The 15,717-nt window shown below is 50.9% G+C and carries 9 protein-coding genes and 1 pseudogene; 8 read left to right on the forward strand and 2 right to left on the reverse strand.

All coding sequences use genetic code 11. The features are described 5' to 3' along the window. Positions 1 to 83: 83 nt before the first annotated feature. The 3 genes from ACM1PF_RS33880 to ACM1PF_RS33890 all read left to right on the forward strand — a co-directional run bounded on the left by ACM1PF_RS33880 (position 84) and on the right by ACM1PF_RS33890 (position 4,270). Positions 84 to 1,391: an ATP-binding protein gene (locus tag ACM1PF_RS33880; protein ID WP_416670924.1), complete on the forward strand. Its 1,308-nt coding sequence runs from the start codon at positions 84 to 86 to the stop codon at positions 1,389 to 1,391. A 38-nt stretch (positions 1,392 to 1,429) separates the two neighbouring features. Further along, positions 1,430 to 3,028, forward strand: coding sequence for a tetratricopeptide repeat protein (locus ACM1PF_RS33885; RefSeq protein WP_416670927.1), 1,599 nt, complete (start codon positions 1,430 to 1,432; stop codon positions 3,026 to 3,028). A 78-nt stretch (positions 3,029 to 3,106) separates the two neighbouring features. Then, entirely contained in the window at positions 3,107 to 4,270 is a 1,164-nt protein-coding gene (locus ACM1PF_RS33890) for a hypothetical protein (protein ID WP_416670929.1), read from the forward strand. Positions 4,271 to 4,283: 13 nt separating this feature from the next. Here the strand turns inward: ACM1PF_RS33890 and mtgA are convergent. Next, positions 4,284 to 4,988: pseudogene (gene mtgA / locus ACM1PF_RS33895) on the reverse strand (monofunctional biosynthetic peptidoglycan transglycosylase); the annotation flags it as partial. A gap of 269 nt (positions 4,989 to 5,257) precedes the next feature. Between mtgA and ACM1PF_RS33900 the strand changes: the two are divergent. From ACM1PF_RS33900 to ACM1PF_RS33915, 4 genes are all read left to right on the forward strand, one after another. Beyond that, positions 5,258 to 5,971, forward strand: coding sequence for a serine/threonine protein kinase (locus tag ACM1PF_RS33900; protein ID WP_416670931.1), 714 nt, complete (start codon positions 5,258 to 5,260; stop codon positions 5,969 to 5,971). A 51-nt stretch (positions 5,972 to 6,022) separates the two neighbouring features. Then, positions 6,023 to 8,020 (forward strand): protein-arginine deiminase family protein, encoded by a 1,998-nt coding sequence (locus tag ACM1PF_RS33905; protein WP_416670933.1) that lies wholly within the window; start codon positions 6,023 to 6,025, stop codon positions 8,018 to 8,020. Between the two features lie 303 nt (positions 8,021 to 8,323). After that, positions 8,324 to 10,759, forward strand: coding sequence for a phosphoenolpyruvate synthase (gene ppsA, locus ACM1PF_RS33910; RefSeq protein ID WP_416670935.1), 2,436 nt, complete (start codon positions 8,324 to 8,326; stop codon positions 10,757 to 10,759). Positions 10,760 to 11,006: 247 nt separating this feature from the next. After that, a complete protein-coding gene (locus ACM1PF_RS33915; RefSeq protein ID WP_416670937.1) occupies positions 11,007 to 11,513 on the forward strand; it encodes a universal stress protein in 507 nt (168 codons plus the stop codon). Between the two features lie 87 nt (positions 11,514 to 11,600). On the opposite strand, the gene ACM1PF_RS33920 is transcribed toward ACM1PF_RS33915, so the two are convergent. After that, positions 11,601 to 12,695, reverse strand: a complete 1,095-nt coding sequence (locus ACM1PF_RS33920) for an ATP-binding protein (RefSeq protein WP_416670939.1) — start codon at positions 12,693 to 12,695, stop codon at positions 11,601 to 11,603. Between the two features lie 93 nt (positions 12,696 to 12,788). Here ACM1PF_RS33920 and ACM1PF_RS33925 point away from each other — a divergent pair, with 93 nt between their 5' ends. Next, on the forward strand, positions 12,789 to 15,650 hold the full coding sequence (locus ACM1PF_RS33925) for a cation-translocating P-type ATPase (protein ID WP_416670942.1): 2,862 nt from the start codon (positions 12,789 to 12,791) through the stop codon (positions 15,648 to 15,650). Positions 15,651 to 15,717: the final 67 nt, after the last annotated feature.

Genomic DNA, 15,717 nt, shown 5'->3' on the forward strand with positions numbered 1-15,717 from the left:
GGGTCAGATCCTCCCCCGTAGTTTCCGGCTCACCCCCTCAGTTCCTTGATTAATGAAGGCAGAGCTATATCAGTGAGCCTTCCATGCCACCCGGAGTTTTATTTTTTCCCAGCCAAATTGTTCCACCTGAATTCTTTGTGGGGCGATCGAACGAAATTGCCACCGCCTTCGATCAAATTGCCGGCGGGGGAGCCAGCCGTGGGCATTTAGCCATCTGGGGCGGGACAGGGATGGGAAAATCTTCGTTTCTAGAACTTTTAACCTCACCGCGAGTATGGCAATGGCACAACCAGGATCACCACAGGGCTATCATTGTCCACTTTAACTGCTGGACGCTGACTCCCTTTACCCCTGATGCCTTCTGGCGCGAAGTATTGACGCTGATCCAGGAGGAAGTAGCAGCCGAAAATCCGCTCCATGCCGAGCTAAGGGGACTGCTGGCGGAAGAGACCGTCACCGTTAATCATCTGCGGCAGGTGTTAAAGCAATTGGGTCAGCAAGGCAAATTTCTGCTGTTACTGGTGGGCGATTACGATGTGGCTTTGCGATCGAACCCCTACTACAGCGATGAGTCCATGGAAATCTTCCTGAATGACTGTCGCAACCTGGCCTCGCACCATCGAGAAAAGAAATTTTTTTCCATGGTCGTCACCACCCTACGGCCCCTGGATACCCTGGGGCCCCAAATTACCCCCGATCGCTCCCCCTGGTTTAACCATTACCTGTACCTTTGCCTGGGCCCCTTAACCGTAATCGAAATGGATACTCTGTTGAGCGGAATGCCCATGACTCCTGCGCTGCGGGAAGTCATTCGTCAAATTGCGGGAGGAAATCCTACCTTACTGCAAAACGCGGGTTACGTCCTCTATAGTCGCCTGCGGCACGGTAAAGTACCTACTGCTGACGAGTTTTTTGCTGATTTTCTCGAACGCACCCAGCAATACTTCCGCAAAACCTGGTCAGTGATTAATGAAATCGAACGGACGCTGTTGATGCTGATTGCTTTAGCGGGCTTGAAAGGACGGTTGCAAAATCGGCATTATGATCTAGGAGACATCGATCGCATTTTCAGCCAGAAGGAGCGAGAGTTGATTGACCTGAGCCGATGGGGTGTAGTCGTCCGGCAGATGCATCAGGGGAAAGTTTCCTATTCCTTTGCCTCCTCGGTGATGGAATGGTGGGTGATTAAGGAAATTGAAGAACTGGCAGGGGATACCCAAAAGAGCCTGGAAGACCGTCAGAAGGTATTTCTCAACCTGATGAGTAAAAAACAGGCCACTCAGGTGACAAACGCCATCCTGTATTTATGGGATCATAGAGAAGAGATCCCGGCGATGACAGAGTGGTTGGGCAAGTTAGCTGGGGCATTCTCACGGGGATTTGTTGGGTAATCTCAGCCAGTTGGGGTGCGATAGAAGGATAGACCGATATGATCGCTTCAACCGCTTGGAAAGGCAATCCCTATGTCATCGGTACGCCCATTGATGACACACAAATGTTTTTTGGGCGCGAAACCCTATTGCAGTTTATTGACGATAACCTGCGGCAAGGGGCGCGAATTGTATTGCTCTATGGGCAGCGTCGTATCGGCAAATCTTCGGTGCTGGCGCAAATCCCTAACTTTATAGAACCCGATCAGTTCTGTTTTGTTTCCTTTGATCTACAAAATCAGGGCAAACGGATGCTGGGGGAAGTGCTGCATTCCCTGGCACTGACGATCGTCGAACAACTGGAAGATGAGGATGATCTGTTGCGCGATGCGATTCAGTTACCCTCCGAAGCCGATTTGTTGCGGGATCCCGATCAGTTTTCCTACCAATTTTTACCTGAGGTTTTTCACCACCTGGGCTGCAAAAATTTGGTACTCCTGCTGGATGAATTTGATGTATTAAGCAACTATAGTTCTGAATCCGCGATCGAACACTTTTTTCCGTATCTCAAGTCAATCATTTCGATTCACGAAAAGCTGTTTATTATCCCGGCGATCGGTCGTCGGCCGGAGGATCTCCAGAATTTAATTAGTCTATTCAAAGGAGCACCGGCTCAAGAGGTTTGGCTGCTGGATGACCACAGTGCGCGATCGCTGATTACGAAACCGGCTGAAGGACTGCTGCACTTTGAACCAGAGGCAATCCAAACCATTCTGGATCTCACCTCTGGCCATCCCTACTTTACCCAGGTGGTTTGTTTCAGCATTTTTGGGCAGGCGCGGGCCCGGGAACGCTGGACGGTGACGCAGGCAGATGTGGAACAGGTGGTGCATAAGGCGATCGAAAGTAGTCGTCCGGGACTCACCTGGTTTCGAGATAGTTTGCCGATCGCCGAACGGGTGATTTTTTCTGCCGTGGCCGAAGCCCAACAGCAGGCGCGATCGAATCCTGGTTTGCCGCTTCAGTCTCCCCTATCTCTCCTGAAAGCCTATGGCATTGTCCAGACGGCATCCCTGGCGCGAGCTGGCAACCGTTTGGTGGAATGGGGATTCCTGGATGCGCTAAACCCTGCTGGTAGCTCTAAGTTTCCCCTGTATCAGGTCAAAGTAGAACTGGTGCGCCGGTGGTTGGTGGAAGCCTATCCGCTGCACAAGGAAGCCTGGGAATTGGAAAAGCTGATCCCAGAGGCAGAACGCCTTTATGCCCTGGCTGTGGAACAATCTCAGATGGGAAATCACTCAGCAGCACTCCAAAATTATGAACAGGTTTTAGAACTGAATCCAAACCATTTCACGGCGGTATTTGAAGCAGCAGATGCCTATTTGGAATTGGAGGAATTCTCTAAAGCGGTGAAGCTCTACCAACGCGCCTTTAAGCTGGATGCCCTGCGCGTACAGGATGGGTTAGTGCAATCGCTGCTGGACTATGGACGAGATTTAATTCAGCAAGGTCTGATCGATCGCGCCAGGGAGCAGTTTACTGAAGTGCTGGATATTGAACCGGAAAACGCGATCGCCCGGAAGCAGCTTGAGGCCGTGCAGGCCCACATTGGGCAACGTTATCTGGCGGCCCCAATCCCTTCACGGTGGGGCAACTGATTTCCCCCCATCGGTTCATCGGTAGAAGCGGTGAACTGGCCACGGCCTTTGATCATCTATCCAGCTATGGGCACTTAAATGTTTGGGGTGGGCGGGGTCGGTAAAACAACGTTTTTACAACAGCTTGCCTCCCACTGCGTCTGGCAGCAGCACGGCTTTGAGCCCAATTCACTGGTGATTGTTCTGGTCAGTTGTCTGAGTGTTGCCCCCCCCTTTACGGCGGCCAACTTCTGGTTTGAAGTGTTGAATTTGCTCCACGATGAACTGGAGGATTTGCCCCAAGTGCAGGCAGAGGTCAACACCCTGCTGGAACAAGAAACTTTTAACGTGCGGGGCATTCGCCAAATTTTGCGGCGATTGAGCAAGTACAACAGGCGGTTGGTGCTGCTGATTGATGACTACGAGGAAGCCCTCCAACCCCATGAGCACTATACTAAGGCAGAAATTGATTTATTTTTGACCGAGCAGCGCAGCCTGGCCTACTCTTCCACCCAACGACAGCAGATCTCGCTGGTTGTCTCTACGTCGCGTCCCCTGGGGGAATTCAGTTTCCCGCCTCGACCCGATCGATCGCCCTGGTTTAATCATTATTTGTTTTTACCGCTGCATTCCTTTAGCCGCAGTGAAGCCGAAGCACTACTCAATCCGATTTCCATGCCAGCAACGCTTCAGGATACGGTGTGGGAAGCGACGGGGGGAAACCCTACGCTGCTGCAACTGGCGGGTTCACTCCTCTATACCGAGCTGCGGAATGGTCGATTGCTAGAACCGAATCAGTTTGTGCAGGCTTTTGTGCATCAAGCAGAACCGTTCTTTCAGTACATCTGGACGGAGTTGAGTGAGATGGAACAAATGCTGTTGATTGTGATTATCCTGAGGAATTTGGCACATCGCCTGCAAGGAAAGCAAGCCGTTGATTTATACAAAATCGATCGCCTGCTGAGTCAGCGAGAGCGGGAATTACTTTACCTGGTAGATTGGGGAATTCTCACCAAGGGTTCGCATTCGGGGGAAATGAGCTACACTTTCTGTTCATCCATGCTGGAATGGTGGATGCTCAAACAAATTCAGGAAAGCCATTCAGAACGATTGCCCGATCGATCGATCACCGCTTTCAGTTTTGTTGATGCCGATCCGGCAAATGATATGTCTGGAATTTTCCGTCTTGTATGGCAATACGTGGATCTAAATGTATCGATTTCAGAGTGGATGAATTATGCTTTAGGGCGTTCAAATCGTTAGATTGAATCGTTTCTAAGTAACGAAATCCCAGTTGACCCATTTGCTGCAAAATCCATCCCTGCCGTTGTCGCACCTGAAAGGAAGGGGCATCGACAAAGTAAATCTCTGGGCCAGGCAAAACAGCGGCCAGTAAAGCCGCCTCTTCCACCCGTAGGTCAGCGGCTGACCGATCGAAAAATTGCTGACTGGCTGCCTCCACGCCAAAGACTCGATTACCAAACTGAGCAATGTTTAAATACACTTCCAGAATTCGCTGCTTTGACCACAGCAACTCAATAAATAGGGTCAACCAGGCTTCTAACCCCTTGCGAACAAACGTCTGCCCCGACCACAAGTACAAATTCTTCGCCACTTGCTGCGTGATGGTACTTGCCCCCCGCAGGGCTTCCCCTTGCTGATAGTCCTCGATCGCCCGTTCCAATTCCGTCAGGTCAAACCCACGATGCTCAGGAAACCGCTGATCTTCGGCGGCAATCACGGCCAGGGCCATGTTAGGCGAAATGTTTTCATAATCCACCCACTGGTAACGATAGGGCTGAGACTGGGCAACTAAGGTCTGCACCATGAAGCTCGTGGTTGGCGGCGGAACCCATCGCCAGGGCAGCACCAGCAAAACGGTCAGCACAATTAACGCGATCGTCAGTTGGGCGATCGTTTTAATGAGCCAGCACAGTAGGCTTCTGGAACGACGACGTTTACGCCTGGGCACGAGGTAGATCTCACCTTTACAGCTTTGTCTTCTTCATTAAACCAAATTCGTTACAATCTGGTTACACAGATACATTGATGGGAAATTCAGTTTCATTCGGTTAAGCCACACTGCCCTCTACTCTCCACTCCCTACTCCCTACTCCCACTGTGGCCTATCCATCTGAAAACTGCTGCCAATACTCTATGTCAACGGATAAGCTAAAGGATCATTGCCCGATCATGTTGTCAGCAGGCTAGCGGCTGAGTTATCCTAATGCTCTCCTCACTTAGATTCCTATGAATCAACTCATCGAAAGCATTGATCAAGAACTGCTTCCCAAACTCCAAATTGAGAGCCCTGATACTCACAATCCCGTCGTTGTCCACGTTGTACCCGCTCCCTGGCAACTGTTGGGTACTGGCAACTATGCCGCTGTGTTTTGCCATCCCGACTATCCAGACTTGGTTGTGAAAATCTATGCTCCCGATCGCCCCGGTTTTGAAGCAGAGGTTGAGGTTTATCGCCGCCTTGGTTCTCATCCGGCTTTTTCTGAATGTTTGCACGCGGGAAAGAATTACCTCATCCTTAAGCGGCTTCATGGCGTAACACTTTATGATTGCATGCAACGAGGATTGCGAATTCCCAAGCAAGTGATCCAGGATATTGATCAGGCATTGGAATATGCCCGTGAACGTGGACTATACCCCCACGATGTGCATGGGCGCAATGTGATGATGCTGAACGGTCGGGGGCTGGTGGTGGATATCTCAGACTTCTTGCAGGAGGAAACCTGCTCCAAATGGCATGACTTGAAACGGGCTTATTACGGGTTGTATCTGCCGCTCCTTTCTCCGTTGGGGCTGCGGTTGCCCTACTGGGTGCTGGATCTGGTTCGGCATAGCTACCGTTTGTTCCGCCGTTTGACGGAAAAAAGAAAAGAAAACCGTAGAGCAGTGAGGCAAGATTCTCTTCATTCAAGATTCTCTTCATTAAGGAGGATGAAACCCTAAAATCAGTTGTGAGAGGGTAGGGCGGATGCTATGAATTTATGATTAAAACCTATGAGAAGTTTGTTGCAGCTTGAAATATTACGTGAGCATTCTTCCCGTTCTCAGAAAAATAGAAGCTACGAAGATATTGTAGTAGTGGGTCAGCCGCTCCAAGTCTCCTTAACCGATCTGGCTCCTTCTGAGGATGCAATGGTCAGCCTTAAACTTCATGGAGAACTTGAAATCTACTCGGAGGCAAATCAACGCATCGATACACAAGTGTTGATCCCGCTTAAACAGTTTCCAAGCATTACCCTAATTGCCAGAACCTTCAGCGATCGCCGCAATGATCGTTCCCTAACCATCATGTTTGAAGATGAGCAGGGTCAACTCCTGCGGCAAGTTCAAGTGAAGCTCACCTGTCTGAGAGTCTGTCTGGATGTGGATGCCGATCGAGATGGCATTGTGGATGATGATAATCCTTATAAGGCAGACTGGCAATGGGGACAGGAGGGTCATGGGGCAATCCTGATGGTGACCACCGATCGAGATCATGTGCATTCCGATAGTCAGTATGTGGAGCGCATGAAAGGACTGATGGATCTGAAGGATTCCAGCTTTATGATTATTCGTAGGGTGGGATTACCAGAGAAAGATCTGCCGTCTGGATGCGAGGTTTACCTGTCTGTGAGTCAGGACACAGCCCAACGGATTTGCGTTTATGATGAGCTGGACAGAAGTGGCTACGAAATCATTAGCCCAAAGCGATCGAAAGCCAGAATCCGAAATACCGATCGGGATATTTTGTTAGCGGTTCGGGGTGTCAGCTATCCCGACATTGACTTTGATGGACTGGTGGAGATTCACTTAGAGCTGGTAAAAGATGGAGAAACGATTCACCGCGATCGCGTTGTGTTTCGGGTCGCTCCCTGGATGATGACTCCGAATACGCTCACACCAACTACCGTCTTTGTATCTCGATTGTCTAAAGGACAGAACGAGGAATTTATTGAGGATTTGAGAAAAGTCGTCAGTCAAGCCAACGCCCAACTTGATCCCGTGCCCTACGAATATCACAAAGATGATCCCTGGATGCGGGATGAGATTGAAGTGGGATACACGCAAGCACCCGGAAAATTTATTCATGTGGTACTGGATTCACCCCGCGATCGGGGACTGGATCACCTGACCAAACGCCAACTGATTGGGGGTGATTTTGGCTATGTGATTCGCAAAAGCCGCCATCCAGTGACCAAATTGGACTCCTTCGGCAATTTGGAAGTTTCTCCACCCGTCACCGTCAAAGGAACAGAGTATCCCTTCGGCCGTCTGATGTTTGGCGGAACCCGCGAGGAACTGTTTGCCGAACCACGCCGCAAGTTAAAAGTTTTACGCGATTTCTTCTTTGCCCAAAAGATTCAAGCCCCGTTTGAAATCTTTTCAGATTGGTTGAGTGTGGGACATATTGATGAGTTTATGAACTTTGTTCCCGCGCCGAACCCCAAAGGGTTTAAACTCCTACTGGCCAGTCCCGATAAGACGTATGAGCTACTTAAAAGATTACGAGAGGAAGGCCATGCCCAGGCAATCTTGCGGCAGGGTAAACAAATTGGTGACGAACCGGCTGATATCAGCGTGGAAGATCTGCTGAACAATGAAGATTTAGCGCAGCAAAACCAACGCTTTCAGGAATACATTCACTGGAATCGATCGGTTTTGCAGCAGGAACTGGGGTTAGAGGCAGATGACATCATTGATTTGCCTGCGTTGTATGAAGCAGATGACGATGGACGCGCCAAAGCTTTCTTCCCCAACATGGTGAATATGCTCGTGCTCCAGCAGCAACTAGCCATCCCAAAACCCTTTGGGCCTCAGGTCAATCACCAGTATCAACTGGAAGCCGCTGTGAAAGAGGTTCTGGAACCCCTGGGTTTAGCCTGCCACTTTATCGATGATTGGGACACTTATTTCCGGGATGGTGGGGAAATTCATTGCGGAACGAATACCGGCCGCCAACCCTTCCCGCAAAAATGGTGGGAGATCGAACCCAAATTCCTCAACCCTGCTTAACCCAAATTCCTGATTCCCAAAAATCTTATCCTCTCTCCATCTGGCTTGGGCGATCGGCAGTCAAGGACACCGCAGATCAGGTCGGAGGCTTTACAGTTTCTTTAGCTTCTGCTCTTTGCCTTTTGGCTTCTGACTTTTGCCCCCGGTTGTTTGGCCCTGGGCGATCGCCCTCATATTTTCCTCACAAGTTCCACATATTCTTTTCCTATAGTCAGAAATATAGATGTGAAACACCCCAACCCCCTTCAAGCTGTTTCCATCACGCTTCCATACTTTTAATCAACCAGGCTGGAGGAAAGATCCATGCTACAAACAGCAGCCGCCACCCAATCGACTTCGACTGCAAAAACCAGAGCTTTTGTCTTGCCGTTCCGAGAAGTGGGAATTACAGACATTCCCCTGGTCGGTGGTAAGAATGCTTCGCTGGGAGAAATGTTACAACAGTTGTCACCTAAGGGCATTAGCGTTCCCGATGGATTTGCCACCACAGCTCACGCCTATCGTTACTTTGTTGAAATTGCAGGATTAGAGGCAAAACTGCGTCAGTTGTTTGCGGAACTTGATATTGAAGATGTGCTGAGTTTGCGTCAGGTCGGGAAACAAGCCCGATCACTGATTCTGCAAACGCCCTTCCCCGATGAACTGCAAGAGGCGATCGTTCAGGGATATCACCAACTTTGCGAGCGGTATGGTGCAGATACCGATGTGGCGGTTCGTTCCAGCGCCACGGCAGAGGATTTGCCCGATGCCAGCTTTGCCGGACAGCAGGAAACCTACCTCAACGTCCACGGGGTTAAAGGGGTTCTGGAAGCCTGCCACAAATGTTTTGCCTCGATCTTTACCGATCGGGCCATCTCCTACCGCCAGCTCAGAGGCTTTGATCATTTTGAAGTGGCTCTGTCGGTCGGTGTGCAAAAAATGGTGCGATCGGATCTGGCTGCTTCTGGAGTGATGTTCTCGATCGACACGGAAACAGGCTTCAAGGATGCAGCGTTGATTACGGCCGCCTACGGGTTAGGGGAAAATGTGGTGCAGGGAGCCGTTAACCCGGATGAATATCTGGTGTTCAAACCCACTCTAAAACAGGGTTTCCGTCCAATTTTAGAAAAGCGACTGGGCAGTAAAGAGATCAAAATGATCTATGATGTCGGCGGTTCTAAGTTCACCAAGAATGTGCCTGTCCCCCCGGAACAACGCCGCGAGTTTGCCCTGACGGATGATGAAATTCTGACGCTGGGCCGCTGGGCCGCTGAGATTGAAGATCACTATTCCAACGTGCGGGGCATGTATACCCCAATGGACATTGAATGGGCAAAGGATGGCATGACCGATGAATTGTTCATTGTTCAGGCTCGCCCCGAAACCGTGCAATCTCAGAAGGCTCAGAACGTATTGCGGAACTATGAGCTGAAGGAAAAAAGTGTGGTTCTGGTGAAAGGTCGAGCTGTGGGCGAAATGATTGGCCAGGGTAAAGCTAAGGTCATCCTGGATGTCCACAAAATCGATCAGTTTAAACCGGGTGAAGTCCTGGTTACAAACCGAACTGATCCGGACTGGGAACCCATCATGAAGAAAGCCAGTGCGATCGTCACCAACCAGGGGGGACGAACCTGCCACGCCGCGATTATTGCCAGGGAAATGGGAATTCCGGCGATCGTCGGCTGTGATAATGCCACAACTGTATTGCAAACGGGACAGGAGGTGACCGTCTCCTGTGCCGAAGGGGAAGAAGGTCGGGTTTATCAAGGCTTGCTGCCCTTTGAAATCAAGGAGGTGGCCCTGGAAAATCTGCCACGCACCCGCACTCAAATTTTGATGAATGTGGGTAATCCAGAAGAAGCCTTCAGCCTGTCTGCCATTCCCAATGATGGGGTCGGGTTAGCCCGGATGGAGTTTATTATTGCCAATCACATTCAGGCTCACCCCCTGGCATTGCTCCACTTTGACCAACTGGAGGATGAACTGGCTCGCTACAAGATCTCTGAACTGACGGCTCAGTACGAAGATAAAGCTCAATTCTTTGTAGACAAGCTGGCTCATGGGATTGGCACGATCGCTGCCGCCTTCTATCCCAAACCAGTGGTCGTGCGTCTGTCTGACTTCAAGAGCAACGAATATGCCAACCTGCTGGGCGGACGGCAATTTGAACCCCACGAAGAAAACCCGATGATTGGCTGGCGCGGGGCATCGCGGTACTACGACGATCGCTACCGGGAAGGCTTTGCCCTGGAATGTCAGGCGATGAAGCGAGTGCGGGATGAAATGGGCTTAACCAATGTCATCCTGATGGTGCCCTTCTGTCGGACTCCTGAGGAGGGTCAGTGCGTTCTGGAGGAAATGGCCCACCACGGTCTGGTGCGGGGTGAAAATGGTTTGCAAGTCTACGTGATGTGTGAGTTACCCAGTAACGTGATTGCAGCGGATGAATTCAGTGCTGTCTTTGATGGTTTCTCCATCGGCTCCAATGACCTGACCCAGTTAACCCTCGGACTCGATCGGGATTCCTCCCTGGTGGCGCGGTTGTTCGATGAACGCAACCATTCAGTCAAACGGATGATTGCCCAGGCGATCGCCACTGCCAAACAATACGATCGCAAGATTGGCATCTGCGGTCAGGCTCCCAGCGATTATCCTGAGTTCGCTCGTTTCCTGGTAGAGCAAGGCATTGATTCGATTAGCCTTAATCCGGACTCTGTGCTGAAGACCATGCTGGAAATTGCGGAGGTTGAAGCAGGTTAATCTCCATGAACAAAGTGTTGAGTGAATCCCCCTGATTTGCTCAACACTGTCTTTATTTCTTGTGGGGTGGGCATCTTGCCCGCCCAGTCCTTATTTCTTGTGGGGTGGGCAGCGTTTCGACTGAGCTTTCGACCTGAGCTCAAGCCAAAGGGCTCAAGCCGAAGTCCTGCCCGCCCAGTCCTCTCAGTCGATCCTCTCTAAACGAATTTTTAAACAAATCCGCCAATTAATATTTAAGGAGAATCAAATGATTCAAAAAATTCTAGTCGCTCTGGATGATTCTGACCTGAGCCAATTTGTGTTCGAGAACGCGCTAAGCCTGGCAAAATCAACCCACAGTCAATTGCTTTTAATCCATGTTCTTGCTCCAACAGACGCAGAGTATCCAGCCACTCCCATCTACACAGGGGTAGACACCTACTATATGCCCATCTACGAGGAGTTAATGAAACGCTGGCGGGATGACCTCTCCGAATACGAGCGACAGCAGTTGATGAAGTTGCGATCGTTTGCCTCAGCAGCAGAAGCGGCAGGGGTTGCAACTGAACTGACCCAAAGCCTGGGTGAGCCAGGGAAAATGATTTGCTCCACGGCGTTGACCTGGGGGGCCGATTTAATTCTGCTGGGTCGTCGCGGGCGATCGGGAGTTAGCGAATTCTTCCTGGGCAGTGTCAGCAATTATGTAATGCACCATGCCCCTTGCTCGGTATTGATTGTACAAACTCCCGGTGGAGTGAAATCCGAAAAATCCTAGTGCTGGTTTGGGTACTCAGGGGGACAGATTGTAGATCATGCCAGAGGATCGTGCCAGATCATGGATTCAGATCTGGCATCCCTCAACCTAATTCAACCGATGCTTTAACCAGAAGTCTAATAGGGGCAACGCAATCCGATACCCAGACTTCGGCCCGTAAATCAGTCCCTTTTGCTCCAGGCTATTCAATGCCCCTTGCAGTCCCCCCCCGCGAGAAAGCTGGTGTTTTTTAATGTAAGCGCTCGCCTGAGGGCTGTCCGTCGGATCGAGGGCCAGACTCTCCAGCACGCGAGCCTGGGTGGGGGGTAACAGCAGCAGCAACGACTCGAACGTAATATCCATATCCTGCACTAACGTCATCATAGCCCGATGTACATGGTGCGCTTGAATTAACCCAGGTGGATGGGGTGTAAAAGCCTGGTGGTCTAACCAGAGCCGTTGAGCCAGCGTACTGGTATCCTTCACATGGCCCTGGACGTAGCTGAGAAATAGAGCCAGAGCCTGACTTTCCTGATCAAATTCCAGTCCGGCAGCATCCAGGGTAGTAACAATCCAGGGGGCTAATTCCTCATCGCTGAGGGGGGGCAATTGGATGACCGGCAACTGGCTGGCATACACCCAGGGTTCGGCAACCGTTGCAATCAGGGCATAGCTGACTCGACTTTGCCGTTGAATTTCCTCTCGCAAGTAGGTTTCCCACTTTCCCTGCCGATCCCAGGAGCGAATATGGGGAAAGTTATGAAAAACCACCACCACCTGGCAATCCAACTGTTCCGCCATTTGTTGCGGTAGCGCCAACAGACTTTCAAACAAAGCCCATTCCTTACTGGGAGCAGTTGGCCACACCAGACGGGCCTTAGCCGCCAGGGACTGATCAAGGGTGAGCGGTTTCTCCAGACTCCACTGCTGGATCAAAGCCAGTTCCTGCGGTGGGGCAAAAATTTCTGTCAATCCGTCAGCCAAAAACCGCAAAAACTGTCCGCCATTGCGACAGCGCAAACAGTCAATTTCTAGAATTCGCGCCCCAACCTGTTGAGCCGCCGATCGAATTAGGGTTCGCCGACCAATCCCTGGTGCCCCTGTCACCATAAAATCACTGTCCTGGCGTAAAAGGTTGCAAACCTGCTTCAGCTCAGCAGTTCGACCAATTAAGGGTAGGGAAGCAAAGGATTGATTCAGCATATTTAGTAATTGCTAGCACTATTTTTTAGTGTTATAAATAGGTACTTAGCACTTCAAAATAGTAACTCCATTTTTCCAAGGCAGGAACCCTCCATGTCCTCAAGTTCGTTTGCTCAGTCGCCTTCGGTCCCAAATTCCGTTTCAGATGAAGGCAGTGTGGCTTGGCATACCCTTTTACCGGACGAAGCTCTCACCGAATTAGGTAGCCAGCACAATGGTTTATCCCAGCAACAGGTCGATCGCCAGCGAGCTATCTATGGAACGAACGAATTAAAAGAAGCTGCCGGACGCAACGCCTGGGGCATTTTCTGGGATCAGTTCAAAAACATCATGCTGCTGATGCTGATCGCAGTTGCGCTGGTGTCTTTAACACTAGATTTGCGTCAGGGCAGCTTTCCCAAAGATGCGATCGCCATTTTTGCGATCGTGCTGCTTAACGGCGTATTAGGCTACCTCCAGGAAAGTCGGGCTGAGAAGGCCCTGGCTTCACTCAAAAAAATGACGACTTCCCGGGTGCGGGTGCGGCGGCAGGGACAGGAAGCCGAAGTGGATGCTAAGGAATTAGTCCCCGGAGATATTCTATTGCTGGAGGCGGGAGTGCAAGTTCCCGCAGACGGTCGGTTGCTAGACGCGGTGAATCTCCAGATTCGAGAAGCAGCCCTGACCGGCGAAGCGGAAGCGGTCATCAAATACGCTGACCAAACGTTACCCGAAACGGCACCTCTGGGCGATCGACTGAATCTGGTGTTTCAGGGGACTGAAATTGTCCAGGGACGAGGAACTGCCGTTGTGGTTCAAACGGGCATGAGTACCGAATTAGGACGGATTGCTGCCCTGATTCAGTCCGTTGATGCAGAGCCAACTCCCCTACAGCAGCGCATGGGGCAACTGGGGAATGTGTTAGTCTCTGGCGCGATGGCCCTGGTTGCGGTGGTCGTGGTCTTTGGTCTGTTGCGGACTGGCGATCTCAGCTTATTTGATGATCTGCTGGAAGTCTCCCTCAGTATGGCAGTGGCAGTCGTACCGGAAGGACTCCCGGCCGTAATCACCGTGACCTTAGCCCTGGGAACCCAGCGTATGGTGCGGCGCAACGCCTTGATTCGCAAACTGCCTGCGGTCGAAACCCTGGGTTCAGTCACAACCATCTGCTCGGACAAAACGGGAACCCTGACCCAAAACAAAATGGTGGTGCAGTTCGTCCAAACCATTGATACCTCCTTTCAAGTTACGGGAGAGGGTTACGCGCCGATCGGTGAGATGATGCACCAGGGACAAGCTGTTGCTCCTGAGGCTCACCCCGCCTTGAAACCGTTAATGCTGGCCTGCGTGCTGTGTAATGATGCCATCCTGAAACATGAGGGCAGCCTGTGGACGATTTTGGGCGATCCAACTGAGGGGGCATTGCTATCTTTAGCAGGTAAGGCGGGATTAGACAAAACTCGTTTGTCGGAACGCTATAAGCGGATTGGGGAAGTTCCCTTTTCCTCTGAGCGCAAACGCATGAGTGTGATGGTTCAAGCCCATGAGCAGACTTTCCCTGGCAGTGAAACAGCAACGGTTTTACTCACCAAAGGTTCACCGGAACTGGTACTGGAGCAATGTCGATCGACGTTAAGCCATACGGGTTTGCTGCCGTTGAACGCCGAGAGGGTGCAGGAGATTCAGCAGCAGAATAACGCGATGGCAGCGCGGGGGTTACGGGTATTGGGGCTGGCAATGAAACCGATGCCCACGCCACCTCCAGGGGAAGAATTAGATGCCGCTGAAACGGATTTGATCTGGCTAGGACTGGTGGGTATGCTGGATGCACCTCGTCCAGAAGTGCGGGCTGCCGTGGCGGAATGTCAGCGGGCAGGTATTCGTACAGTAATGATTACGGGCGATCATCAACTCACGGCCCAGGCGATCGCAGAGGATTTAGGGATTGCCCAACCGGGTGATGTGATTTTGACAGGACGTGAACTCTCAGAATTTGATGCAGAACAACTGGAAAAAACGGTTCCCTTGGTCAGCGTGTATGCCAGGGTGGCTCCAGAACATAAACTCCGCATTGTGCAAGCGCTCCAACAGCAGGGGGAACTGGTGGCGATGACAGGAGATGGGGTGAATGATGCCCCGGCCTTGAAACAGGCAGATATCGGGGTGGCGATGGGCATTACGGGAACGGATGTCAGTAAGGAAGCCAGTGATATGGTGCTGCTCGACGATAACTTTACAACGATCGTGGCGGCGGCTGAAGAGGGGCGAGTAGTTTACGATAATATCCGGCGATTTGTCAAATACATTCTGGGCAGCAACATCGGGGAAGTGATTACGATCGCCGCTGCTCCCCTGATAGGTTTAGGTGGAGTTCCCCTCTCTCCCCTACAAATTCTCTGGATGAACCTGGTGACGGATGGTTTACCCGCATTAGCGTTGGCCATGGAACCCGCCGAACCCAATGTGATGAATCGTCCTCCCTACAATCCTCGTGAAAGCATTTTTGCCAGAGGGTTAGGCTTGTACATGATTCGAGTTGGATTGGTGCTGTCGATTCTGACGATCGTATTAATGGTGTGGGCCTATGACCATACCCATGCGGCTCGTTATCCTGGCGATCCAGAAACCTGGAAAACAATGGTCTTTACAACGCTCTGTTTGGCGCAGATGGGTCATGCGCTAGCCGTTCGTTCCGATACGCAATTAACATTACACCTCAATCCCCTTTCTAATCCCTATGTCTTGGGATCTGTGATGTTCACGACGATATTGCAATTACTTTTAATCTATGTACCACCGTTGCAAGATTTCTTCGGTTTGCATTCATTGAGCATGACTGAACTGGCTATTTGCTTTGGATTTAGTGCGTTAATGTTTGTCTGGATTGAAATAGAAAAACTATTCATCCGCATCGTCCAGAGCCGGAGAAATCGTTTCCATAACCGTAAAGTGGCTGGTCATTTTTACGGTAAGTAGGATTCACAAGAAATTTCTGTTTTCTGATTGTTCTCTCCAGTTGTTCTTTAATGTCGAAGGTCGGATA

This window comes from Egbenema bharatensis FJBBOT/2019, from assembly GCF_048077055.1.
GTDB classification, from domain to species: domain Bacteria; phylum Cyanobacteriota; class Cyanobacteriia; order Elainellales; family Elainellaceae; genus Egbenema; species Egbenema bharatensis.